Here is a 21,272-nt window from a genome sequence, read left to right as displayed (position 1 = left end):
CGTCCACCCCGGAGCTCGCGGGACGGCCGTCCGCGGTGCGGGCGGGGCCGCTGTCCGCGGCGGGTCGGCGGCGGTCGGCGGGGTCGTGTCCGGCCTGCCGGGGAGCGCGCCGGCGGTCGGCGCCGGGGGCGGGACCGAAGTCCCGCGGGGCAGGGCCGGTCCCGGGGACCCCTGGTCCGGGCGGCCCGTCGGGTTCCGGGACCGGCCGGTCCTGGGGGACGGCCCCGATCCGGCGCAGCACCCGCTCCCGCAGCGCCGGGTCCTGCCACCCGGGGTCCGTGAGCCCCAGCGCCGCCGCTGCCGCCGCGAGTCCCGCGACCTCGCGGGCGCAGCTCTCGCACCGCGCGAGATGGCGTTCGAAGAGGAGCCGCTCCTCGTCCGGGAGCGCGTTCAGGGCGTAGGCGCCGGTCAGCGTGTGCGGGTCGACGGCTGTCACGTGCCCACCCCCAGGCAGTCGCGCAGCCGGATGAGCCCGTCGCGCAGCCGTGTCTTCACCGTGCCCAGCGGCAGGGTCAGCACGTCGGCGACCTCCCGGTAGGTCAGCCCCCGGTAGTAGGCGAGCGTGACGGCCTCCCGCTGCACCTGGGTGAGGGTGCGCAGACAGCGCCGCACCTGCTCCCGCTCCAGCCGGGCCTCCACCTCCTCGGTCACCTCGTCGAACTCGGGCAGCCGGTCCAGCAGCGCGGCCCTGCGCTCCCGCGCCGCCGCGGCCTCGACCGAGCGCACCCGGTCCACGGCGCGCCGGTGCGCCAGCGTGAGGATCCAGTTCGCGGGGGTGCCGCGGTCCGGCCGGTACCGGGGCGCGGTGCGCCACACCTCCACCAGCACCTCCTGGGCGACCTCCTCCGACTGGGCCCGGTCGCGAAGCACGGCGCGCGCCACGCCGAGGACGGAGCCCGCCACGCGGTCGTACAGCGCGGCGAACGCCTGGTGGTCGCCCAGTGCGACGCGGTGCAGCAGTTCCGCCAGGTCGGGTTCCGACGACGGGTTCGCGCCGATGTACACGGCTTCCTTCACGGGGGGTCCTCCGGGAGCGGGGCGGGTCCGGCCCGGTCCGCGGACCGGCGGCCCGTCCCCGAGGAGCGCCGACCTCCCCGGGGACGGGAGGGGGGAGCGGGGCCGTGCTCCCCCCGGTGCGGCGCGAGAAAACGCGCCGCCGATGGTGGCTTCTGCCCGCGACCGCGCGCCGGACGCACCGGCGCGGCCGCTCAGGTGCCGGCGTCCTCCCGCAGCGAGCGGTGCAGACGGCGCAGGCCGCGCCGCTCACGGCAGTTGACGGTCCCGAGCGGCCGTCCGGCGCGTCGCGCGATCTGCGTCCGGGCCGGGTCCTCGTGGAAGGCCGGCCGCAGCACCCGCTGCGGGGCTTCCGGCAGCCCGGCGAGCGCGTCCCGGACCAGCAGCCGGTCCCGGGCGGCGTCGGTGCAGCGGCCGTCGCCCGCCCGTCCGGGGACCGGGCGCAGGCCCGCGCAGGCGGCGAGGGCACCGCGGCGGGTACGGGCGGACGGCGCGTCGGCGATCTCGCGCCGGGTGACGCCCGAGATCCGCCCGGCGATCGGGCCGCGCTCGGTCCGGTGGCCGCGCCGCCCCGGCCGTACGCCGATGAAGACCCGCTGCGTGACGTCCTCCGCCTCCCCGGCGTCGTCCAGCGCCCGCCGGGCCGGCGTGTGCACCAGGGGCGACCAGCGCCGGTACACCGTGGCCGGACCCGCCTCGTCGCCCCTGACCAGGCCCCGCGCCGGCGCCGCCTCTTCGGACGGCGCGGGTGCCGCGCCGTCCGGGGCAGAGGCCGAGCGGGGCGGGCGCGCGGCGCTCGGTGGCGGGGTCATGCCGAGGGCTCCTCTCCTGGCGGACGTACGGCGCGGGCCACGGCGGTGACCGCTGGACGGACCGGTGGCCCGCCGTGGGGCGGAACGCCGACCGTGTCACGCCATCGTGTGAGCGGCCGCCGAAGCCCTTCAACACGCATCGCTTGTGCGTCGTATCGTCGGACCCATGGCGGGCAGAGCGACTGAGGCGGGCAGAGCGACCGGGGCGGACACCGGGGTGGTGCGGCCGGACCCGGCGGGGGCGGGCCTCACGACCGGTGCGCTGGCCCGCCGCCTCGGGGTGTCGCCCACCACGCTGCGGTCCTGGGACCGGCGGTACGGGATCGGCCCGGCGGTGCGCGGTGAGGGCCGCCACCGGCGCTGGACGCCGCAGGACGTCGCGGTGCTGGAGGCGATGTGCCGGCTCACGTCGGCGGGGGTGCCGCCCGCGGAGGCGGCGCGCACCGCGCGCAGCGGTTCGGAGGTCCCCGAGGCGGTCGTCGCGCCGGACATGACGCTGCCGGAGGCGGGCCGGGCCAGATCCCACGCGGGCGGCACCCTGCCGCTCGGCGACGTGCGCCAGGAGTGCCGCGGCCTCGCCCGCGCCGCGGTGCGGCTCGACGCGCCCGCCGTGGAACAGCAGTTGGCGTCGGCGATACGGGACCACGGCCTCATCGTCGCCTGGCAGGAGGTGATGGTGCCGACGCTGCACGCGGTGGGCCGCAAGTGGGCCTCGTCCGGGGACCGTTACGTCGAGGTGGAGCACCTGCTGTCCTGGCATGTGTCCAGCGCGCTGCGCCGCCACACCCGTCCCCTGTCGGCGCAGGCCACGGGACCCGCACCCGGGCCGATGCTGCTGGCCTGCGTACCCGGCGAGCAGCACAGCCTGCCGCTGGAGGCGCTCAACGCCGGCCTGTGCGAACGGGGCCTGCCCACCCGGATGTTCGGCGGTGCCGTCCCCGCGGAGGCGCTGTCGGCCGCGGTGACCCGGATCGGTCCGGCGGCCGTCGTGCTGTGGGCCCAGACCCGGTCGGCCGCGAGCGTGCCGCTGGCCCAGCACATCGCGGGCGCCCAGTGGGGGGTGCGCGGTGCGCGCGCCCGGACCGCGGTGATGCTCGGCGGGCCCGGCTGGCTCGGGCGCTCCGGCAAGGGGATGCTGCGGCCCACCGGGCTGCGGGACGCCCTCGACCAACTGTCCGGCCTCTACGCCGAGTCACCCCCCGGCGAGCCGCAGTGACCCGGCCGGCCCCCGAACGCGGCGCGCGAGCAGACCGGTTGCCGCCGCACCACCCCGCCGCGCCAACCCCCGCGCCACCGCGAGCCGTCGCGCGCACCGGGACCACGGCGCCCACTGCGCCGCCGCGTCAACCCCCGCTCCACTGCGGGCCGTCGCGCTCAGCGACCCCGCGCCCGCTTGAAACGGGTCAGGCCCTCGGCGAGGTCGACGATGCGGTCCGGGTAGTCCAGCCCGGCGCGCTCGTCGTCCGGCAGCCGCCACGGCTCGTGCACCGCGCGGCCCGCCACCTCGGCCAACTCCGGTACCCAGCGCCGTACATACCCGCCGTCGGGGTCGTACCGCCTGGCCTGGGCCACCGGGTTCAGGACCCGGTTGGGCCGGGTGTCCGTGCCGGTCCCGGCCACCCACTGCCAGTTGAGCTGGTTGTTGGCGATGTCGCCGTCGACCAGCAGATCGAGGAAGTGCCGGGCGCCGACGCGCCAGTCGACGTACAGGGTCTTGGCGAGGAAGCTCGCCGTCAGCAGCCGGCCGCGGTTGTGCATCCAGCCCTCGTGCCGCAGTTGGCGCATCGCCGCGTCGACGACCGGATAGCCGGTGCGGCCCTCCTTCCAGGCCGCGATGTCCTCGCCCGCCTCCCGCTCCGAGCGCCAGTGGTCGTGGCGGGCCCGGTAGTCGGCGGTGGCCGCGTCCGGCCGGGACGCGAGGACCTGCCGGTGGAAGTCGCGCCAGGCGAGCTGCCGTACGAAGGCGTCCGCGCCGGGCCCGCCGGCCCGCCGTGCCCGGTGGACGAGCTCGACGGGGGAGAGGGTGCCGAAGTGCAGATGCGGGGAGAGCCGTGACGTGGCGTCGCCCGCGAGGTCGTCGTGCCGGTCCTCGTAGGCGGAGACCCGGTGGCGCAGCCAGGCCGTGAGCCGCGTGCGGCCCGCCTCCTCGCCGCCCTCGGCGAGCCCCTCCGACAGGCCCCGCACCTCGCCGCGGACGGGCAGCGGATCGGAGCCGACGCCCTCCGGGACCCGTACGGTGCGCGGGGCGCGGAGGGGATCGCGCAGCCGCTCCTTCGACCAGCGCCGGAAGTACGGCGTGAACACGGCGAAGTGGTCCGAGCCGGCCGGGGTCACCGCGCCCGGCGCGACGGCCGTGGTCACCGTGTCGTGCACGTGCAGCCGTACACCCTCCGCCTCCAGCGCGCGCCGCAGACCCTCCTCACGGCGCCGCGCGTGCGCGCTGACGTCGGAGGCCATGTGCACCTCGTCCGCGTCCGCCTCCGCGGCCACCTTGCCCACCTGGTCGACGAGGTCGCCCTCGCGCAGGACCAGCCTGCCGCCGCGCTCGCGCAGACCGGTGTCGAGGTCGCGCAGGCAGTCGGCGAGGAAGGCCAGCCGGTTGGGGACGGCGAACCCGGCGGCGTCCACGGCCCGGTCCCGGACGAACAGCGGGACGGTCCACTCGGTGCCGTCGAGGGCCGCGCGCAGCGGCGGATGGTCGTGCAGGCGCAGGTCGGACGTGAACAGGACGACCGAGATGCTCATGGCGTGTACTCCGTGCAGTCGTGGGAGGCGGGTCCGTCCCGCCCGGCCGGCGGGGCGGGACGGTCAGCGCACGGGGGCGTGGTCCGCGGCGGGTGCGGAGGTGTTCGCCGCGGCCCGCGCGATGTTGCGGGCCATGCCGCCGAACACGACGGCGTGGAAGGGGGAGACGCTCCACCAGTACGCCTGGCCGAGCAGGCCGTGGGGATGGAACAGGGCGCGCTGCCGGTAGCGGGTGCGCCCGCCCCCGTCGGTGAGGACCCGCATCTCCAGCCAGGCCAGCCCCGGCAGCCGCATCTCGGCGCGCAGCCGCAGCAGCCGGCCGGGCTCGATCGCCTCCACCCGCCAGAAGTCCAGGGAGTCGCCGACCCGCAGCCGGGCCGCGTCGCGCCGGCCCCGGCGCAGTCCCACGCCGCCCACCATCCGGTCCAGCCAGCCGCGCACCGCCCAGGCCAGCGGGAAGGAGTACCAGCCGTTCTCGCCGCCGATGCCCTCGACGACCCGCCACAGCGCCTCGGGTGAGGCGTCGACCTGACGCTCGCGCTGATCCTCGTACAGGCTGCCGCCCGCCCAGTCGGGGTCGGTCGGCAGGGGGTCGCTCGGGGCGCCGGGCACCGAGGCCGACGACCAGCGGGTCGTCACCCGCGCGTCGCGCACCCGGCGCAGGGCGAGCCGCACCGCCTCGTCGAAGCCGATCGGATGCCCCGGCGGATCGGGCACCAGCGCGGCGATGTCGTGCTCGGCGCAGACCACCTCGTGGCGCAGGGACTCCGTGAGCGGCCGGGCGATGGCGGAGGGGACCGGCGTCACCAGGCCGACCCACAGGCTCGACAGCCGGGGGGTGAGCATCGGCACCGCCATGATGATCCGCCGGGGCAGGCCCGCGACGGCGGCGTAGCGGACCATCATCTCCCGGTACGTCAGGACGTCGGGTCCGCCGATGTCGAACGTCCGGTTGACGTCCTCGGGCATCCCGGCGCTGCCGACGAGGGCGCGCAGCACGTCCCGGACGGCGACGGGCTGGATACGGGTGTGCACCCAGCCGGGCGTCACCATCACGGGCAGCCGCTCGGTGAGGTAGCGCAGCATCTCGAAGGAGGCCGAGCCCGAGCCGAGGATGACGGCGGCCCGCAGGACGGTGGTCGGGACCCCGGAGCCGAGCAGGATCCGGCCGACCTCGGTGCGCGAGCGCAGATGCGGGGACAGCTCGTGTTCGGGCACGCCCGCGGGGGTGAGCCCGCCGAGGTAGACGATGCGCCGGACGCCCGCCGCCCGCGCCTGTTCGGCGAAGACGCGGGCGGCCCTGCGGTCGGTCTCCTCGAAGTCCTTGCCGGTGCCGAGGGCGTGCACCAGGTAGTAGGCGACGTCGACGCCCTCCAGCGCCCGGCCCACGGACGCGGCGTCCGTGACGTCGCCGCGCACCACCTCCGCGTCCGCCGCCCACGGGTGGTCGCGCAGCCGGTCGGGGGAGCGGGCCAGGCAGCGCACCCGGTGCCCGGCCTCCAGCAGCTCGGGCACCAGGCGCCCGCCGATGTAGCCCGTGGCCCCGGTCACCAGGCACCGCAGTCCGTCACGCGCCGCGTCCTGCTCCCTGCGCATCGGCCCTCACCTCGCCTCACCCGTCGGTACCCCCTGGTGATCCCTTCCCCGCGCGGGCGGCTTTCGGATGCGTGCGGGCCGGGCCGCACTCCCGTGAGGGAACCGGCGGTCGATAAGCTGATCGCGTGGGCACAGCGAACGACGGGCAGCCACGCGCTGCGCAGCCGGGGACCGGCGCGGACGCAACGCCGGCCGACCTGTTCTCCTTCGCGGTGCGGCTGCGGCGCATGAACGGCGAGATCAACCGGCTGGTCCACGCCTTCGCGGCCGGACAGGGCCTGCATCCCACCGACATCCAGGCCCTCGCCGCGATCATGGACGCGGAGGAGCCGATGACCCCCGGCGGGCTGCGCAGGCACCTCGGGCTGACCTCGGGCGCCGTCACGGCGTGCGTGGACCGGCTGGAGCGGGCGGGGCACATCCGGCGGGTGCGGGAGAGCGCCGACCGCAGGGTGGTCCATCTGCACTACGCCCCCGACGCGCGCGCGACCGCCCGGTCCTACTTCCGTCCGCTGGCCGCTGCGACGGAGGCGGCGCGGGCCCGGTTCAGCGAGGAGGAGCTGGCCGTGGTGCTGCGCTTCCTCACCGCGATGAACGAGGAGCTGGGCACGCTCGGAGCGGCCGGTCCGGCCGGGCGCTGATCCGCTCGCGCCGAGTGCATCCGGTACCCGGCCGCGGGCGGAAGGACAGGCGTCGTCTACGATCAGCGGCAGCAGATATCTCAATCATCGAGATTGTTTGTTGTCGAGGTACCCGTCGCACGGAAAGCCCTGGAGACCGATGTCCTCCCCCACCCGACGCAGCCGCGTGCTCGTCCCCCTGCTCCTGCTGGTCGTCTGGCTCGTCGCCGGAGGCGCGCTCGGCCCCTACGCCGGGCGGCTCGGCGAGGTCGCGACCAACGACCAGGCAGCGTTCCTGCCCCGCAGCGCCGAGTCGACGGAGGTGATAGAGCAGCAGCGCGCCTTCCGGCAGAAGGAGACGCTGCCCCTGATCGTCCTGTGGACCGGCGAGGGCGACGCCCGGGTCGCCGCAGCGCGTGCGGACGCCGGCCGGGTCCTCGCCTCCCTCTCCGGCTCGCCCGGCGTCGCGGGCGAGATCTCACCGGCGATCCCCTCCAAGGACGGCCTGGCCCTGGAAGGCGTCATCCCGCTGCGCCCCGACCTCGGCGACGACCTCGCCCCGACCCTGGAACGCGTCAAGGCCGCCGCCGAACGCGTCCCCGGCACCACGGTCCAGCTCGCCGGGCCCGCCGCCACCCAGGCCGACCTGTCCGACGCCTTCGCCGGCATCGACGGACTGCTCCTCGCCGTCGCGCTGGTCGTCGTCCTGGTCATCCTGCTGCTCGTGTACCGCAGTCTGCTCTTGCCCCTGGTCATCATCGTCGGCTCGGTCTTCGCGCTGGGCGTCGCCTGCGCCGTCGTGTACGCCCTCGCCGCCCGCGACATCGTCCGCGTCGACGGACAGGTCCAGGGCATCCTGTCGATCCTCGTCATCGGCGCGGCCACCGACTACGCCCTGCTGCTGACCGCCCGCTACCGCGAGGAACTCGCCCAGCAGAGCGACCGGTTCGCCGCCATGGCGGCCGCGCTGCGGCAGTCCTGGGCCGCGATCACGGCGAGTGCCGCCACCGTCGCCCTCGGACTGCTCGCCCTGCTGTTCAGCGACCTCACCAACAACCGCGCCCTGGGCCCGGTCGGCGCCATCGGCATCGCCGGCGCCGTCCTGACCTCGCTGACCTTCCTGCCCGCCGCCCTCGTCCTGCTGGGCCGCGCCGCCTACTGGCCCGCCAAGCCCCGCCCCGTGGACGAGGAGCGCGAAGGCATCTGGCACAAGGTCGCCGCCCTGGTCGACCGGGCGCCGCGCAAGGTCTGGGCGCTCACCCTCGCCGCCCTGCTCGCCGGTGCCGCCTTCGCGCCCATGCTCAACTCCAAGGGAGTCCCGCTCGACGAGACCTTCGTCAACGACGCCCCGTCCGTCGCCGCGCAGCAGACCCTGAGCCGGCACTTCCCGGCGGGCTCCGGCAACCCGGCCGTGGTCGTCACCGACGCCGGCCGGCTCACGGAGGTCGTCAAGGCCGCCCAGGGCACGGAGGGCGTCGCCTCGGCCGCCGCGGTGAGCGCCTCGGGCCGCCCCGGCGACGCCCCCCTCGTGGTCGGCGGCCGCGCGCGGATCGACGTCACCCTCCAGGCGGCACCCGACAGCGACGCCGCGCAGGAGACCGTCGTCCGGCTGCGCACCGCCGTGCACAAGGTCCAGGGCGCCGACGCCCTGGTCGGCGGCTACACCGCCCAGCAGTACGACACCCTGACCACCGCCGAGAGCGACCGCGCGCTCATCGTGCCCGTGGTCCTCGCCATCATCCTCCTCATCCTGATCGCGCTGCTGCGCTCGCTCCTGCTGCCCGTGCTGCTGGTGGCGACGGTGGCGCTCAACTTCCTCACCACGCTGGGCGTGTCCGCGCTGGTCTTCGACAACGTCCTCGGCTTCGCGGGCACGAACCCGTCGGTGCCGCTGTACGGCTTCGTCTTCCTCGTCGCCCTCGGCGTCGACTACAACATCTTCCTGATGTCCCGGGTGCGGGAGGAGACGCTGCGCCACGGACCGGCGCAGGGCATCTCCCGCGGGCTGGTGAGCACCGGAGGGGTCATCACCTCCGCCGGTGTGGTGCTGGCCGCGACGTTCGCCGCGCTGGGCGTGATCCCGCTGGCGTTCCTCGTGCAGATCGCCTTCATCGTCGCCTTCGGCGTCCTGCTCGACACCCTGGTCGTCCGGTCCCTGCTGGTGCCCGCTCTGGTCCGGGACATCGGACCGCGGGTGTGGTGGCCGACGTCCGTCCCGGAAAACCCGAAGCGGTGAACATGCTCGCGCCGATGGCGGGCAAGCGGAACGTACCGGGCACATTCCCGGTCTACTGGCAGAAGTCCGATTCTGGAGGTGGCTGCCGCTATGGGCGCGAAGGTGTTGGAGCGGTTTCCCGCCGGGGCTCCGCGCGGGTCGTGGCCGGCGGAGGAGTACGCCGCCGAGTGCCGCGCCCACGGTGAGCCGGCGACCGTCGTGATGGATCTGCAGGCGGACGCCTTCCTCGTCGTGGTCCCCGTCCACGACGACGACTGAGCGGGCCGGGCGGACGGCCCCGCCAGGGGCCGTCCGCCACGAGCGCCGCGAGATGCGCCTCGCGCGACGGGGCCGCCTGCCCCTGCACCAGCAGGAACAGGGCCTCGCGCGCGAGGCGTCGCGCCGTCCGTGACAGCGCCGGGGAGCGGCCCCCTGCGGCCACCACCACCGCGGTGGTGGCCGTCCGCGTCGGCCCGGCAGCCCCGACGGGCAGCGCTAGGCGCCCGGCGAGTGTCCCCTCCGTGCCGGAGAGGTCGGCCAGGGCGTAGGCGCGGGCGCGGACCTCCTCCAGCCGCAGGGCACTTGCTTTGTTCACGTTCAGCAGCAGCGTCTGTCGATGGGTTTCGGCGGCAGCTGGTCATCAACCGGCTCGTGATGCTCACGAAGAATGACGGCAGTCCGTGCAATGATCCGAACGAAACGGCCAGTTGGGACCCGATGGGTCGTACTGGGCGCAGCGCGGCCGGTTACGGTGCGGACTCCCTGACCGTCAGCCGGGCCGGCAGGATCAGCGGGCTCGGGTCCTGTCCGTCGATCGCGCCGACCAGCATCCTCGCCATCTCGTGCCCCAGCGCCCTGACCGGCTGGCGCACGGTGGTCAGCGGCGGGTTGGCGTGCCGAGCACCGGCCAGGTCGTCGAAGCCAATCACCGAGACGTTCTCGGGCACCAGCCGCCCGCGACGACGCAGCACCTGCAGCGCACCGAGCGCCATCCCGTCCGATGCCGCGAAAACCGCGTCCAACTGCGGATGCGCGTCGAGCAATTGCTCCATCGCCTCCGCACCCCCTTCCACCTGGAACGCACCGGAGGAGACTCCCAGCAGCGGCACGCCGGCCAGCGTCAGCCCCTCGGCGAAGCCCTGCTCGCGGGCAACCGAGACCTGGCTGTCCACCTGACCTGTGATCATGACGGGTCTGGTCCGCCCTGCGCGCACGAAGTGATCGGCGGCCAGCCTGGCGCCGCCCCTGTTGTCGACATCCACATACCAGCGGGGCTCCCCGGCCAGAGGCAAGCCGCCGAAGACAACCGGCATCCCGGCAACCTCGGCCAGCCGTCCCAGCGGGTCGTCGCCACGCAGCGCCATCAGCATGATGCCGTCGGCACGGCGTGAGCGGATCACCTGCTGCAGGCGGTCGCGGCCGCGCGGCGTATTGGCGAGCACCAGGAGCAGCTGCAGGTCGGTCTCCTCCAGGGCCCCGCTCACCCCGACGATGATCTCGGCGAAGAACGGGTCCGCGAACAGGCCGGTCTCGTCACTGGAAGCGGCCAGTACCACCGCGCCGACCTTGCTGCTGGCCAGCGCCCGAGCAGTCGGGTTCGGCACGTATCCCAACTCACGGACGGCGCGTTCGACCGCCTCCCGCTTGGCCCGGCTCACATGCGGGACGTTGTTGATCGCCCGGGAAGCCGCTGTCCGCGATACGCCTGCTCGTGCGGCCACCTCATCGAGGGTCGGCATGCGCCTGGGCGTCGGCTGCATCGCAACACCAACTCCTCGGACTCCATCGTTGCGGTGAACACGCTGATGCTCCCACGGGCCCGGCCGACCGGACCGTGGCCTCGGGAGAAGGCAGGCGAGCCGCCTGCTGCTGGGTGATCGTATCCGGGTGATGCCATTGGCCGTCGGGTCCTGATTGCCCTGTCTCCGCGCGGTCGCCCGGCCTCGGGCGCCGTGTGATGTCGGACGTCCCGGCACGTCGGGGAGAGCGACGAGCCGGGATTGCGGCCGAAGAGTGCCGTGGGCACGGCAAGTCCTGTCGCGGCGGCCGGAAAGCCGGCGCTTCAGCCTGGCTGGAGGACAGACTGCTTGCCCGGCCGGCGTGTTCGCTGTGGTTCCACAACGCGGTACGGGTCTTCGCCGGGCGCGACTCGACCGCGCTCCGCGCCCGGTCGATCGCCTACGACCTCGCGGTCCCGGTCGCCCTCTCGAGCGTCGGGCAACCGGCGATCGGATGCGCGGCTCCGGGGGTACCGCTGACTTCGGCGGCGTCATCGAGCGCCGAGTGCTGACACGGCACAACCCTCTGACTTGCGCCGCGGCATTCCGTCGTGGCCGACGCGAGGTTCGCCCCGGGGATCCTGGCGCGGACGGTACCGGTAGCGCTTCCAGTTTTGCGTCCGTCCGTGTTGCCTCAACGTCAAAGGGAAGTGACGCGAGGTCCCTTGACAGGGTGAATTACCGGCCACAGGATACCGTTCACCACCACTGGAGCCGGATCCCGAATTGGGAGCGCTTTCAGTGGGAGCGCTCCCAATTCATCGTCTGTGGTGTGCGTCCCCGTCCGAGCCGTGAGCTGCCCAAGACGTCGTCCCACCGTCTCTTCCTCCGCGTCGCACGCCCGGGACGACAGCCGTGCGACGCGTCCCCATCAGGAACTGAGGTACTCCCATGCGTCACCTCCGCCGTGTGATGACGGCGGCGCTGCTTGCGCTGCCGTTGACCCTCTTCGCTTCCCCGCCCGCCCAGGCCGCCGACCCGACCACGCTGACCAGCGGCTTCTACGCCGACCCCAACTCCAGTCCGGCCCTGTGGGCCGCCGCCAACCCGGGCGACGGGCGAGCACCCGCCATCCGCGACAACATCGCCACGAAGCCCATGGCCCGCTGGTTCGGCAACTGGAGCGGCACCATCGGAACCGCGACGGGGGCCTACGTCGGCGCAGCCGACGCCGCGGACAGGCTGCCCGTCCTCGTGGCCTACAACATCCCCAACCGCGACATCTGCGGAGGCCAGTCCGGCGGCGGGGCGGGGTCCGTCGCCGCCTACAACGCGTGGATCGCCGCGTTCGCCGGCGGCATCGGCGCCAGGCCCGCTGTCGTCATCCTCGAGCCGGACGCGCTCGGCGACGCCAGTTGCATGACCGCCGCCCAGATCGCCGAACGCAACACCCTTCTCAACAACGCGATCACGCAGTTCAACCAGAAGGCCCCCAACACCTGGGTCTACCTCGACGCAGGCAACCCGGGCTGGCGCAGCGCCCCCGAGATGGCCGCGAGCCTGAACGCCGCGGGCCTCAGCCGTGCCCACGGCTTCTCGCTGAACGTCTCCAACTACTACACCACTGCACAGAACACCACCTACGCCAACGCGGTCAACGCCGCGCTGGGTTCGACCAGCGGATACACCAAGCCGTTCGTCGTGGACACCAGCCGCAACGGCAACGGCTCGAACGGCGCATGGTGCAACCCCGCCGGCCGCAGGACGGGCGCGCCACCCCAGATGGGCGGCGGCGCCGAGATGCTCCTGTGGATCAAGACCCCGGGTGAGTCCGACGGCAACTGCGGCGTAGGAGCCGGTTCGGTGGCCGGCCAGTTCCTCCCCGAGGTCGCCTACAAGATGGTCTACGGCTACTGATCTCCTCGGCCACCCGTGGTCAGGTCCTCGCCGCCGACCACACCCGTCTCCCCGGCCAGGGTCCGTTGACCGTATGGCACACGGCGGTTCCTGGCCGCTGTCGGACGCTCAGCACACAGTTGACCTCGACCACGCGATACGCACCACTGCTCGTGCGGCGCGTCCAGATCCCCCCTCGGCGTTTCGTCGACGAGCGGCTCGTACGGACCCAGTCCGGCCGGGCGGGGCGGCAACTGCTTCCCCGGTTCCGGCCGGGCCAGGTCGACTGCCTCACGGACCGTCCGCCACGACACGTTGTGCTTGCGCTCGATCTCCCGGATCTCCGTACCGCCGCGGTGGTCGCGGCGGATCGCCGCGTACAGCTCGACCTTCGGCATCTGTGGCATGGCCAGGACCTTTCACCAAGAGCATCCTGATGCCGCCCTGGCGGGAACCCCGGTGAATTCAGTACGCGTGAACATCACCCGGCCGTGGATCCGGGTGCTTCCCCAACCCGTGAACCACGTGCTTCACAAGCCGTGAACAAAGCCAGGGACACCGTTCCCTCGAACCGCCGTCCGCCGCGCTCACGCGTGCCCCGCACCGGAGTGCGCGGATACGCCCGCACCTGCGCGTACGCCACACCCGGCAGCGGCTCGCCGCGCGCCGGCGGACCCAGCGGCCGCTCCCGTACGGCCCCTTCGCCCGCGGCCGGCGTCGCGACGGGCGTGCGGTGCCGGGTCCGCACGCACCACGCCGAGCGGCACGCGCCCGCCAGGATCTCCGCCGTTCGCCGGGCCACCGCGGCGGGGGGCCGCCCAACCGCCGTACGCCGCGGGCGCGTTCACCCCGGGCAGCCCCGACTCCTTGATCGCGTCGAGGTGGCCCGGGGGGATGCCTTCCTGGTCGACGCGTGCGGCCTGCGGGGCGAGCAGGTCCCGGGCCGGACGCCTGGCCCGGGTGACGAGGGGGCGGTCCGCGTCGGTCGTGGAGTAGGACATCGAGTCGGTCGTCGAGTCGGTCATGCACGCAATTCCCGCCGGGGGAGGGGCCGAACCGGCGCGGCGCCCGCGACCGCGTGTGTCGCGCGCCGGTCCCGGGCGCTGCGCCGGGGGCGAGCGGGGGCGAGCGGGGGCGAGCGCGCCGCCACGGCCGCGGTCACCGTACGCCGGAGACCGGGTGAAGGACCCTCAGCCGGCGCGACGACCCGGCGGCACCTTGCGGCGGGAGCCGCCGGGTTGGCCCCGGCTGGGTTGCCGCTCCCTCCGACTCCGTTGCCGGGCAGGGTCGTTGACCTGCACGGACTCCGATCGCCCCTTCTCGGCCTGGTCTACACCCTTGACTGGTACATACCAAGACTGTTGAGTGGATGGCCAAACCCCCCACCACGGCCGCCCCCACGCCGTGGCCGACACAGTCGGCGCGTGCGCACAAGGCCCGCCCCCACGCTGCCCTTGGCCGGGAGCGGCCGTGCTCCGCGAAGGAGTTGGTCCTGTGTCGAGGCGCCGTACCGCCGCACTCGTGTCCTCCCTGGCCCTGGGCAGCGCAGCGCTGCTGCTCCAGCCCGCCCCGAGCGCGTCCGCCGCCGGTTTCGTGGTGAGCGAGGCCCAGTTCAACCAGATGTTCCCGAACCGGAACGCGTTCTACACCTACAGCGGGCTGACCGCCGCGCTGAGCGCCTACCCCGGCTTCGCCAACACCGGCAGCGACACGGTGAAGAAGCAGGAGGCCGCCGCCTTCCTCGCCAACGTCAACCACGAGACCGGCGGACTCGTCCACGTCGTCGAGCAGAACACCGCCAACTACCCGAACTACTGCGACCGCAACCAGCCCTACGGCTGCCCGGCCGGGCAGTCCGCCTACTACGGGCGCGGTCCGATCCAGCTCTCCTGGAACTTCAACTACAAGGCGGCCGGCGACGCCCTCGGCATCGACCTGCTCAACAACCCCTGGCGGGTGCAGAACGAGTCGGACGTCGCCTGGAAGACCGGCCTGTGGTACTGGAACACCCAGAACGGCCCCGGCACCATGACCCCCCACAACGCCATGGTCAACCAGGCCGGCTTCGGCCAGACCATCCGCTCCATCAACGGCTCCCTGGAATGCGACGGGAAGAACCCCGCGCAGGTGCAGAGCCGCATCGACGCCTACCAGCGCTTCACCTCCGTCCTCGGGGTCTCCCCCGGCGCCAACCTCTCCTGCTGAGCGCCGCGGTGCCCGGGGCGTGTGCGACACTCCGCCGATGACCTCGGAGACGCTCACCGCACACGCCGCGGGCACCTGGCGGCTCGGCGACCTGCCCGTGGGCCGCGTCGGCCTCGGAGCGATGCGGCTCACCGGCAGCGCCCCCTTCCACCACGGCGCCCCGAGCGACCGGGCCCGCTCGATCGCCGTCCTGCGCAGGGCGGTCGAACTCGGCGTCGACCACATCGACACGGCCGCGTTCTACTTCTCCGCCCTGCGCTCCGCCAACGAACTCATCAACAGCGCACTGGCACCCTGCCCCGGCGACCTCGTCATCGCCACGAAGGTCGGCCCCCACCGCGCGTACGACGGCCGGTGGGGCACCGCCGCCCGCCCCGACCAACTGCGCGCCCACGTCGAGGAGAACCTGCGACAGCTCGGCCGCGATCACCTCGACCTGGTGTACCTGCGCCGGATGCGGCAGGACTCGATCGCCGAGCACTTCGGCGCCCTGGCCGAGTTGCGCCGGGCCGGTCTCGTCCGGCACCTCGGCATCTCCGCGGTGGAGCCCCGCCACCTCACCGAGGCCCAGGCCATCGCGCCCGTGGTGAGCGTCCAGAACCGGTACGCGCTCGACCGGCCCGACCCGGAGGCCGACGAACTGCTGCGCCGCTGCGGCGAACAGGGCATCGCCTTCGTACCGTTCTACGCGGTGGCCGGTGACGCGGGGGAGCGGGGCGCGACCACCGCGCACGGCGAGGCGGTCCGCGCCGTCGCCCGCACCCACGGCGCGACCCCCGCCCAGATACGGCTCGCCTGGACCCTGCACCAGGGCCCCCACGTGCTCGCCATCCCCGGGACCGGTGACCCGGACCACCTCGCCGAGAACGTCGCCGCCGGCGGCCTGCGGCTGCGCCCGGCGGAGCTGGCGCTGCTCGACGCGGCGCGGACCGGCTGACCGGCCGGGGCGGACCGGCCCACCCGGCCACCACCGGGCGAAGCGGCACGCAATGACTGGCGCCGAAGGAGTTTTACGTATAACCTCCTCCGTCAAACCACCTGTCCCGGAAGGCTCCGATGAGACGCATCGCCCTGGTCACCCTTGTCGTCGGCGACTACGACGAGGCGATCCGCTTCTACACCGAGGCCCTCGGATTCCGGCTCGTCGAGGACGCCCCGCGCCCGGACGGCTCCCGCTGGGTCGTCGTCCGGGCCGGCGACGAGGGCACCGCGCTGGTGCTGGCCCGCGCCAAGGACGACGGCCAGCGCGCCCGGATCGGCGACCAGACCGGCGGACGGGTCGGGTTCTTCCTGCACACCGACGACTTCGCCCGCGACCACGCCCGGATGCGGGCGGCCGGGGTGACCTTCCTGGAAGAGCCGCGCCACGAGCCCTACGGCACGGTGGCCGTCTTCCAGGACCTGTACGGCAACCGCTGGGACCTGCTCCAGCCGGCGGCCTGACCGGCCCCGCCCGCCTCCCTCCCGGCCCGGGGCCGCTCCCGAATCCCCCGCACCCGCGCTTCGCACCGCCCGCCCGAGGAAAGCCGCACCATGACCGCTACGCGCATAGACGCCGCTCTGATCCGCCGCCTCCCCAAGGCCGTCCTGCACGACCACCTCGACGGGGGCCTGCGCCCCGCCACGCTGGTGGAGCTCGCCGGTGAGGCCGGCCACACCCTGCCCACCACCGACCCCGACGAGCTCGCCGCCTGGTACTACGAGGCCGCCAACTCCGGTGACCTGGTCCGCTACATAGCGACCTTCGCGCACACCCTCGCCGTGCTGCAGACCCGCGAGGGCCTGCTGCGGGCGGCCGAGGAGTACGTCCTCGACCTCGCGGCCGACGGCGTCGTGTACGGCGAGGTGCGCTACGCGCCGGAGCTGAACACCGACGGCGGACTGACCCTCGCCGAGGTCGTCGAGACCGTCCAGGAAGGGCTCGCCGCCGGGATGGCGAAGGCCGCCGCCGCGGGCACCCCGGTGCGGGTCGGCACCCTGCTGTGCGGGATGCGGATGTTCGACCGGGTGCGCGAGGCGGCCGACCTGGCCGTGGCCTTCCGCGACGCCGGGGTCGTCGGCTTCGACATCGCCGGGGCCGAGGACGGCTTCCCGCCCGCCGACCACCTCGACGCCTTCGCGCACCTGCGCCGCGAGAACGTGCCCTTCACCATCCACGCCGGCGAGGCGCACGGCCTGCCCAGCATCCACCAGGCCGTCCAGGTGTGCGGCGCCCAGCGCATCGGCCACGGCGTGCGCATCACCGACGACATCGTCGACGGCAAGCTCGGCCGGCTGGCCGGCTGGGTGCGCGACCGGCGGATCGCGCTGGAGATGTGCCCGACCTCCAACCTCCAGACCGGCGCGGCCTCCTCGATCGCCGAGCACCCCGTCACGGCCCTGCGGGAACTGGGCTTCCGGGTCACCCTCAACACCGACAACCGCCTGGTCTCCGGCACGACGATGACCCGCGAGATGTCCTTGCTGGTCGAGCAGGCCGGCTGGGGCGTCGAAGACCTGCGCACGGTCACGGTGAACGCCCTGAAGAGCGCGTTCATCCCGTTCGACGAGCGCACCGCCCTCATCGAGGACGTCGTGCTGCCGGGGTACGCGGCGGCGCTCTGAGCCGGCGGCACCCCGCCGTGCCCGGCGTACGCCACCCGGGGCCCGTACCTCCCCGCGCGGCGGGACTCAGCCGAGGCCGAGCAGTCCCCGCGCGTAGGCGGCCTGTCCGACGTGCTGGAGATCGTCGGACAGGACGCTGACCAGGCGCACGCCCAGCGTGACCGGCGGGTCCCACCGCTCGTCCACGACCCGCTCCAGATCCCTGGCGGCCAGCGCGCGCAGCACGCCGAGGGTCTGGGCGTGGACGGCGTCGTGGTAGCCGGTCAGCAGCGCGCCGGAGGCGACGGTGACCTTGGCGGCCTCGCCCGCGGTGTGGCCGTACCCGGTGTCGTGGCGGGGCAGGTCCAGCGCGAACGCCCGCTGCCAGTCCTGCGCCGGCCACACCTGGTCGAGGCCGAAGGCGTCGGCCACATGGTCGTCCTGGACCCGGGTGAGGTGCCAGATCAGCCAGGCGACGGAGTTGGCGTCGGGGGAGGGGCGGGCGGCCAGCTCGTCCGGGCCGAGGCCCCCGACCGCGGCGTGGACCTCTTCCCTGACGCGCTGGTACCCCTCGATGAGGATGTCCTTGGCATGCATGGCTCCACCCTCGCGCATCGCCCGCTCAGGCGCCTTCGCTCTCCAGCAGCGCCATCAGGGCACGGGCCGCCGGGCTCGTGGCCTGGGCGGCCGGCAGCAGCGCGACCGTCTCGTAGACGGTGTCGCCCGCGCCCTCGACCGGCAGCGCGGTCAGCGCGGGGCGCTTGTGCCGGAAGTGCCGGGGCACGCAGGCCACGCCGAGGTTCTCGTCCACCAGGTCCAGCAGGCTGTGCACGTCGTTGACCTCCAGGGCCACGGTCCGGCGGACCCCCGCGGCCGCGAACACCGCGTCGGTGGCCCGCCGCGGCCCCCAGTCCGGGTGGAAGTCGACGAAGACCTCCCCGCCCAGGTCCTCCGGCGTCACCGCGGCACCGGCCCGCGCGAGGGCGTGACTCGGATGGCACAGCAGCGTCATCGGCTCGGCGGTCAGCGGCACCGCCCGCAACTGCTCCAGGTCCTCCCGCGCGGTCCGCACGGCGAAGGCCAGATCCAGGCGGCCGCCCGCGATCTCCTCCGCCAGCGCCCCGGAACCGGCCTGGCGCAGGCAGATCTCCACGTCGGGATGCTCCCTGCGGAACGCCGCCAGCAGCCTCGCCACGTTCACCCCGGCGACGCACTGCTCCGAGCCGAGCGCCAGCATGCCGCGCAGCACGCCCTGCACCGCCGCCACCGCCTCGTGCGCCGCCCGCACCTGCGCCAGGACCCGCTCCGCCTCGCCCAGCAGGGCGCGGCCGGCCGGGGTGAGGGTCACCCGCCGGGTCGTGCGGACGAACAGCGGCGTCTGCAACTCCCGCTCCAGCGCCCGGATCGACGCCGACAGGCCGGACTGGGACACCAGCAGGCGCTCGGCCGCCCGGGTGAAGTGCTGGTCCTCGGCGACGGCCACGAAGTGCTGGAGATGGCGCAGTTCCATGATTGAGCAGCGTAGCCGCTGAATCCCATCAGATTTACCTGTTGGACCACTGCCCGCAGGTCGCGACAGAGTGGACGGTGACCACACCCCCGGCTCACCCCGGAACCGTTCCTCCTGTGCCAACCCCTCTGGAGTCGCGTTGTACACCGCACACCCCGACCGCTACGCGGACATGCCCTACCGGCGCACCGGACGCAGCGGCCTCAGGCTCCCCGCGCTGTCGCTCGGCCTGTGGCACAACTTCGGACCCGACCGCACGGTCGAGACGCAGCGCGCCATCCTGCGCCGCGCCTTCGACCTCGGGGTCACCCACTTCGACCTGGCCAACAACTACGGCCCGCCGCCCGGCGCCGCCGAGTCCGCGTTCGGCGAGGCGCTCAAGGCCGACCTCGCGCCCTACCGGGACGAGATGATCATCTCGACCAAGGCGGGCTACCTGATGTGGCCGGGCCCCTACGGCGAGTGGGGCTCGCGCAAGTACATGCTGTCCTCGCTCGACCAGAGCCTCACGCGGATGGGCCTCGACCACGTCGACGTCTTCTACTCGCACCGCTTCGACCCGGACACTCCGCTGGAGGAGACGATGGGCGCCCTGCACACGGCGGTGCAGCAGGGCAAGGCGCTGTACGTCGGCGTCTCGAACTACTCGGCCGAGCAGACCCGCGAGGCCGCCCGCATCCTGGGCGAGCTGGGCACCCCGCTGCTGATCCACCAGCCCCGCTACTCGATGCTGGACCGCCGTCCCGAGGACCAGGGCCTGCTCGACACCCTGGACGAGCTCCAGGTGGGCTCGATCGTCTACTCCCCGCTGGAGCAGGGCGTGCTGACCGGCCGCTACCTGGACGGCATCCCGGAGGGCTCGCGCGCCGCCGGCGACAGCCCCTTCCTGAAGTCCGACGCCATCACCGAGGACCTCGTCGCCAAGCTGCGCGCGCTCGACGAGATCGCCGGGGCGCGCGGCCAGAGCCTGGCGCAGATGGCCCTGTCCTGGGTGCTGCGCGGCGGGCGGGTCACCTCGGCGCTGGTCGGGGCGAGCAGCGCCCGGCAGATCGAGGACAGCGTCGCCGCGATCGGCAACCTCGGCTTCGACGCCGGGGAACTGGCCCGTATCGACGCCGTGATCAAGGGCTGACCGCCCGGCCCGGGGTGCGCGGACCCCGGCCGTACGACCCGGGTCCGGCCCCTCCCGCGGCCGGCACCCGGGTTTTTCGGACCCGGGGTCCGGCGGCCCCGCTGACCGGTTCCGCCGCCCGCGCACGCCGCGCCGCGTGCGCCCGGCTCCGCGATCCTCCAGACCCCGAAGCGCGACCGGAGCGCGTCAGCGCGGCCCGCTCCCCCCGGCGGACCCGCCCTAACGGCCTCGGACGGGGCTGTCGTCGCTGCTCAGCCACCGGGCCCCGGTCGCGGCGGACGGCCAGGGCGGCCGCGCCCGTCCGGCACGGGGCGCGCGCACGCCCGCGCACGCCCGCCCGGCCCTCCTCAGAGGTTTACTCCCACCCGTCATGATTCGGCCATCGAACCCCGTGAATATGCCAGGAGAGTGGCCGGAAAGTCATGGTGACAGTGTTTCAGTAGTGAACATACTCAACTACGAGGGTGCTTCACATGGGGCGACGGCGCCCTTACACACCGCTCACGAGCCGCAGGGAAAGCGAGGTCCGCCGACAGGCGAACACGGCAGCACGGGGGAGGCCACATGCACGACGAGTTCCTTTGCCATGTCACCGCGTACGGCGTCTGCGGCGGACGGCGCATCGGGGTCCCCCTGGGCACCTACCGGGCGCCCACCCTCCCGCTCGCCCTGTGGTGGCTGCGGGACCGGGCTTCCTGGATGGCCGAGCGATTAGACCCGCGACCGGAGGCCGAGCACTTTCCCCCGAGGGCGCTCGTCCCGGTCGCCGACACCGCGCCCGACGTCCCCGCCGCGCTGCGCGCCTGGTGCGGTGACCTCGTCCAGCAGGAGCGGGTGGCCGACGAGTTGGCGGCCGGACAGCTGGTCAGGCTCGCCGTGAGCGACGAGACCACCGAGTACGAACTGCTCGCCGAGTCCATCGACGCCCTGCGGATGCAGCGCACCGCCCCGGGGCTGGTCCTCCCGGTCGCCTGACCCCGCCGAACCCGCCCCGCGGCGGGCGGGTCCCGCGGTACCCGCCCGCGGGCGCCGCCGAGCGGGCCCGGCCGACGTGCTGGCCGCGCGCCGGGGCCACCACGCGCTGGAGCGGCCCTCGTTCTCCAGGACCGGTACGGGCCCGGCCGACGTGCTGGCCGCGCGCCGGGGCCACCACGCGCTGGAGCGGCCCTCGTTCTCCAGGACCGGTACGGGCCCGCCCGGCCACCGCCGCCCGCCCGGCCTGCACC

21 protein-coding genes are annotated in these 21,272 nt (G+C 74.1%); 11 read left to right on the top strand and 10 right to left on the bottom strand.

From position 1 onward, the window contains the following. The 3 genes from SZN_RS42785 to SZN_RS25250 all read right to left on the bottom strand — a co-directional run. The coding region (locus tag SZN_RS42785; RefSeq protein WP_007500181.1) for a zf-HC2 domain-containing protein at nucleotides 1-436 on the bottom strand (436 nt) is incomplete at its 3' end. Then, nucleotides 433-1,017, bottom strand: a complete 585-nt coding sequence (sigK, locus tag SZN_RS25255) for an ECF RNA polymerase sigma factor SigK (RefSeq protein WP_007500179.1) — start codon at nucleotides 1,015-1,017, stop codon at nucleotides 433-435. The genes sigK and SZN_RS42785, both read right to left, overlap by 4 nt. A gap of 191 nt (nucleotides 1,018-1,208) precedes the next feature. Continuing rightward, nucleotides 1,209-1,826, bottom strand: a complete 618-nt coding sequence (locus SZN_RS25250) for a sigma factor-like helix-turn-helix DNA-binding protein (protein ID WP_007500177.1) — start codon at nucleotides 1,824-1,826, stop codon at nucleotides 1,209-1,211. Nucleotides 1,827-1,992: 166 nt separating this feature from the next. Here SZN_RS25250 and SZN_RS25245 point away from each other — a divergent pair, with 166 nt between their 5' ends. Continuing rightward, nucleotides 1,993-3,042 carry a MerR family transcriptional regulator gene (locus tag SZN_RS25245; RefSeq protein ID WP_050815115.1) on the top strand — a complete coding sequence of 350 codons (1,050 nt, stop codon included), beginning with the start codon at nucleotides 1,993-1,995 and terminating at the stop codon, nucleotides 3,040-3,042. 158 nt (nucleotides 3,043-3,200) lie between these two features. Here the strand turns inward: SZN_RS25245 and SZN_RS25240 are convergent, their stop codons facing one another. After that, nucleotides 3,201-4,571, bottom strand: coding sequence for a cryptochrome/photolyase family protein (locus tag SZN_RS25240; RefSeq protein ID WP_007500172.1), 1,371 nt, complete (start codon nucleotides 4,569-4,571; stop codon nucleotides 3,201-3,203). Nucleotides 4,572-4,634: 63 nt separating this feature from the next. Next, on the bottom strand, nucleotides 4,635-6,167 hold the full coding sequence (locus tag SZN_RS25235) for an SDR family oxidoreductase (protein ID WP_007500170.1): 1,533 nt from the start codon (nucleotides 6,165-6,167) through the stop codon (nucleotides 4,635-4,637). A gap of 125 nt (nucleotides 6,168-6,292) precedes the next feature. Between SZN_RS25235 and SZN_RS25230 the strand changes: the two genes are divergently transcribed. The 3 genes from SZN_RS25230 to SZN_RS25220 all read left to right on the top strand — a co-directional run bounded on the left by SZN_RS25230 (nucleotide 6,293) and on the right by SZN_RS25220 (nucleotide 9,281). Then, entirely contained in the window at nucleotides 6,293-6,808 is a 516-nt protein-coding gene (locus SZN_RS25230) for a MarR family winged helix-turn-helix transcriptional regulator (RefSeq protein ID WP_007500168.1), read from the top strand. A 139-nt stretch (nucleotides 6,809-6,947) separates the two neighbouring features. Continuing rightward, on the top strand, nucleotides 6,948-9,023 hold the full coding sequence (locus tag SZN_RS25225; protein WP_007500166.1) for an MMPL family transporter: 2,076 nt from the start codon (nucleotides 6,948-6,950) through the stop codon (nucleotides 9,021-9,023). Between the two features lie 90 nt (nucleotides 9,024-9,113). Next, a complete protein-coding gene (locus SZN_RS25220) occupies nucleotides 9,114-9,281 on the top strand; it encodes a hypothetical protein (protein WP_007500164.1) in 168 nt (55 codons plus the stop codon). Nucleotides 9,282-9,748: 467 nt separating this feature from the next. Here the strand turns inward: SZN_RS25220 and SZN_RS25215 are convergent, their stop codons facing one another. Then, nucleotides 9,749-10,762 (bottom strand): LacI family DNA-binding transcriptional regulator, encoded by a 1,014-nt coding sequence (locus tag SZN_RS25215; protein WP_043732963.1) that lies wholly within the window; start codon nucleotides 10,760-10,762, stop codon nucleotides 9,749-9,751. A 909-nt stretch (nucleotides 10,763-11,671) separates the two neighbouring features. Between SZN_RS25215 and SZN_RS25210 the strand changes: the two genes are divergently transcribed. Continuing rightward, nucleotides 11,672-12,637, top strand: coding sequence for a glycoside hydrolase family 6 protein (locus SZN_RS25210; RefSeq protein WP_007500160.1), 966 nt, complete (start codon nucleotides 11,672-11,674; stop codon nucleotides 12,635-12,637). Here SZN_RS25210 and SZN_RS42015 read toward each other — a convergent pair. Together SZN_RS42015 and SZN_RS42780 are read right to left on the bottom strand one after the other, a co-directional pair. Beyond that, nucleotides 12,631-13,023 (bottom strand): hypothetical protein, encoded by a 393-nt coding sequence (locus SZN_RS42015; protein ID WP_007500158.1) that lies wholly within the window; start codon nucleotides 13,021-13,023, stop codon nucleotides 12,631-12,633. The two genes, SZN_RS25210 and SZN_RS42015, sit on opposite strands and share 7 nt — an antisense overlap. Before the next feature lie 180 nt (nucleotides 13,024-13,203). Beyond that, on the bottom strand, nucleotides 13,204-13,617 hold the full coding sequence (locus tag SZN_RS42780; protein WP_425274472.1) for an acyl-CoA dehydrogenase family protein: 414 nt from the start codon (nucleotides 13,615-13,617) through the stop codon (nucleotides 13,204-13,206). A 493-nt stretch (nucleotides 13,618-14,110) separates the two neighbouring features. Between SZN_RS42780 and SZN_RS25200 the strand changes: the two genes are divergently transcribed. From SZN_RS25200 to SZN_RS25185, 4 genes are all read left to right on the top strand, one after another. Then, entirely contained in the window at nucleotides 14,111-14,821 is a 711-nt protein-coding gene (locus SZN_RS25200; RefSeq protein ID WP_007500156.1) for a chitinase, read from the top strand. Between the two features lie 37 nt (nucleotides 14,822-14,858). Next, the gene (locus tag SZN_RS25195) at nucleotides 14,859-15,758 is read left to right on the top strand and encodes an aldo/keto reductase (RefSeq protein WP_007500154.1); all 900 of its coding nucleotides are present in this window, start codon (nucleotides 14,859-14,861) and stop codon (nucleotides 15,756-15,758) included. Nucleotides 15,759-15,877: 119 nt separating this feature from the next. After that, nucleotides 15,878-16,264 carry a VOC family protein gene (locus SZN_RS25190; RefSeq protein ID WP_007500151.1) on the top strand — a complete coding sequence of 129 codons (387 nt, stop codon included), beginning with the start codon at nucleotides 15,878-15,880 and terminating at the stop codon, nucleotides 16,262-16,264. Nucleotides 16,265-16,354: 90 nt separating this feature from the next. Beyond that, nucleotides 16,355-17,425 carry an adenosine deaminase gene (locus SZN_RS25185; RefSeq protein WP_007500149.1) on the top strand — a complete coding sequence of 357 codons (1,071 nt, stop codon included), beginning with the start codon at nucleotides 16,355-16,357 and terminating at the stop codon, nucleotides 17,423-17,425. Between the two features lie 66 nt (nucleotides 17,426-17,491). Here SZN_RS25185 and SZN_RS25180 read toward each other — a convergent pair whose 3' ends face one another. After that, entirely contained in the window at nucleotides 17,492-18,001 is a 510-nt protein-coding gene (locus SZN_RS25180) for a mycothiol transferase (protein ID WP_007500147.1), read from the bottom strand. 25 nt (nucleotides 18,002-18,026) lie between these two features. Continuing rightward, nucleotides 18,027-18,914: a LysR family transcriptional regulator gene (locus tag SZN_RS25175; RefSeq protein WP_007500146.1), complete on the bottom strand. Its 888-nt coding sequence runs from the start codon at nucleotides 18,912-18,914 to the stop codon at nucleotides 18,027-18,029. A 139-nt stretch (nucleotides 18,915-19,053) separates the two neighbouring features. Between SZN_RS25175 and mgrA the strand changes: the two genes are divergently transcribed. Continuing rightward, a complete protein-coding gene (mgrA, locus tag SZN_RS25170; protein WP_007500143.1) occupies nucleotides 19,054-20,046 on the top strand; it encodes an L-glyceraldehyde 3-phosphate reductase in 993 nt (330 codons plus the stop codon). A 564-nt stretch (nucleotides 20,047-20,610) separates the two neighbouring features. After that, nucleotides 20,611-21,021, top strand: a complete 411-nt coding sequence (locus SZN_RS25165; protein ID WP_007500140.1) for a hypothetical protein — start codon at nucleotides 20,611-20,613, stop codon at nucleotides 21,019-21,021. The last annotated feature ends 251 nt before the right edge of the window (nucleotides 21,022-21,272 follow it).

Origin of the sequence: Streptomyces zinciresistens K42 (genome assembly GCF_000225525.1) — a bacterium.
GTDB lineage: Bacteria > Actinomycetota > Actinomycetes > Streptomycetales > Streptomycetaceae > Streptomyces > Streptomyces zinciresistens.
Note: the sequence above shows the minus strand (reverse complement) of the source record. Positions and strands in the feature narration are given on the sequence as shown.

Bases quoted from the DNA above. Each gene is read 5' to 3' on its own strand.
- SZN_RS25190 (WP_007500151.1), top strand. From the start codon at position 15,878: ATGAGACGCATCGCCCTGGTCACCCTTGTCGTCGGCGACTACGACGAG.
- SZN_RS25250 (WP_007500177.1), bottom strand. From the start codon at position 1,826: ATGACCCCGCCACCGAGCGCCGCGCGCCCGCCCCGCTCGGCCTCTGCC.
- SZN_RS42780 (WP_425274472.1), bottom strand. From the start codon at position 13,617: ATGTCCTACTCCACGACCGACGCGGACCGCCCCCTCGTCACCCGGGCC.
- SZN_RS25220 (WP_007500164.1), top strand. From the start codon at position 9,114: ATGGGCGCGAAGGTGTTGGAGCGGTTTCCCGCCGGGGCTCCGCGCGGG.
- SZN_RS42015 (WP_007500158.1), bottom strand. From the start codon at position 13,023: ATGCCACAGATGCCGAAGGTCGAGCTGTACGCGGCGATCCGCCGCGAC.
- SZN_RS25195 (WP_007500154.1), top strand. From the start codon at position 14,859: ATGACCTCGGAGACGCTCACCGCACACGCCGCGGGCACCTGGCGGCTC.
- SZN_RS25175 (WP_007500146.1), bottom strand. From the start codon at position 18,914: ATGGAACTGCGCCATCTCCAGCACTTCGTGGCCGTCGCCGAGGACCAG.
- SZN_RS25245 (WP_050815115.1), top strand. From the start codon at position 1,993: ATGGCGGGCAGAGCGACTGAGGCGGGCAGAGCGACCGGGGCGGACACC.
- SZN_RS25180 (WP_007500147.1), bottom strand. From the start codon at position 18,001: ATGCATGCCAAGGACATCCTCATCGAGGGGTACCAGCGCGTCAGGGAA.
- SZN_RS25235 (WP_007500170.1), bottom strand. From the start codon at position 6,167: ATGCGCAGGGAGCAGGACGCGGCGCGTGACGGACTGCGGTGCCTGGTG.
- SZN_RS25210 (WP_007500160.1), top strand. From the start codon at position 11,672: ATGCGTCACCTCCGCCGTGTGATGACGGCGGCGCTGCTTGCGCTGCCG.
- SZN_RS25225 (WP_007500166.1), top strand. From the start codon at position 6,948: ATGTCCTCCCCCACCCGACGCAGCCGCGTGCTCGTCCCCCTGCTCCTG.
- SZN_RS25165 (WP_007500140.1), top strand. From the start codon at position 20,611: ATGCACGACGAGTTCCTTTGCCATGTCACCGCGTACGGCGTCTGCGGC.
- SZN_RS25215 (WP_043732963.1), bottom strand. From the start codon at position 10,762: ATGCAGCCGACGCCCAGGCGCATGCCGACCCTCGATGAGGTGGCCGCA.
- SZN_RS25240 (WP_007500172.1), bottom strand. From the start codon at position 4,571: ATGAGCATCTCGGTCGTCCTGTTCACGTCCGACCTGCGCCTGCACGAC.
- SZN_RS25185 (WP_007500149.1), top strand. From the start codon at position 16,355: ATGACCGCTACGCGCATAGACGCCGCTCTGATCCGCCGCCTCCCCAAG.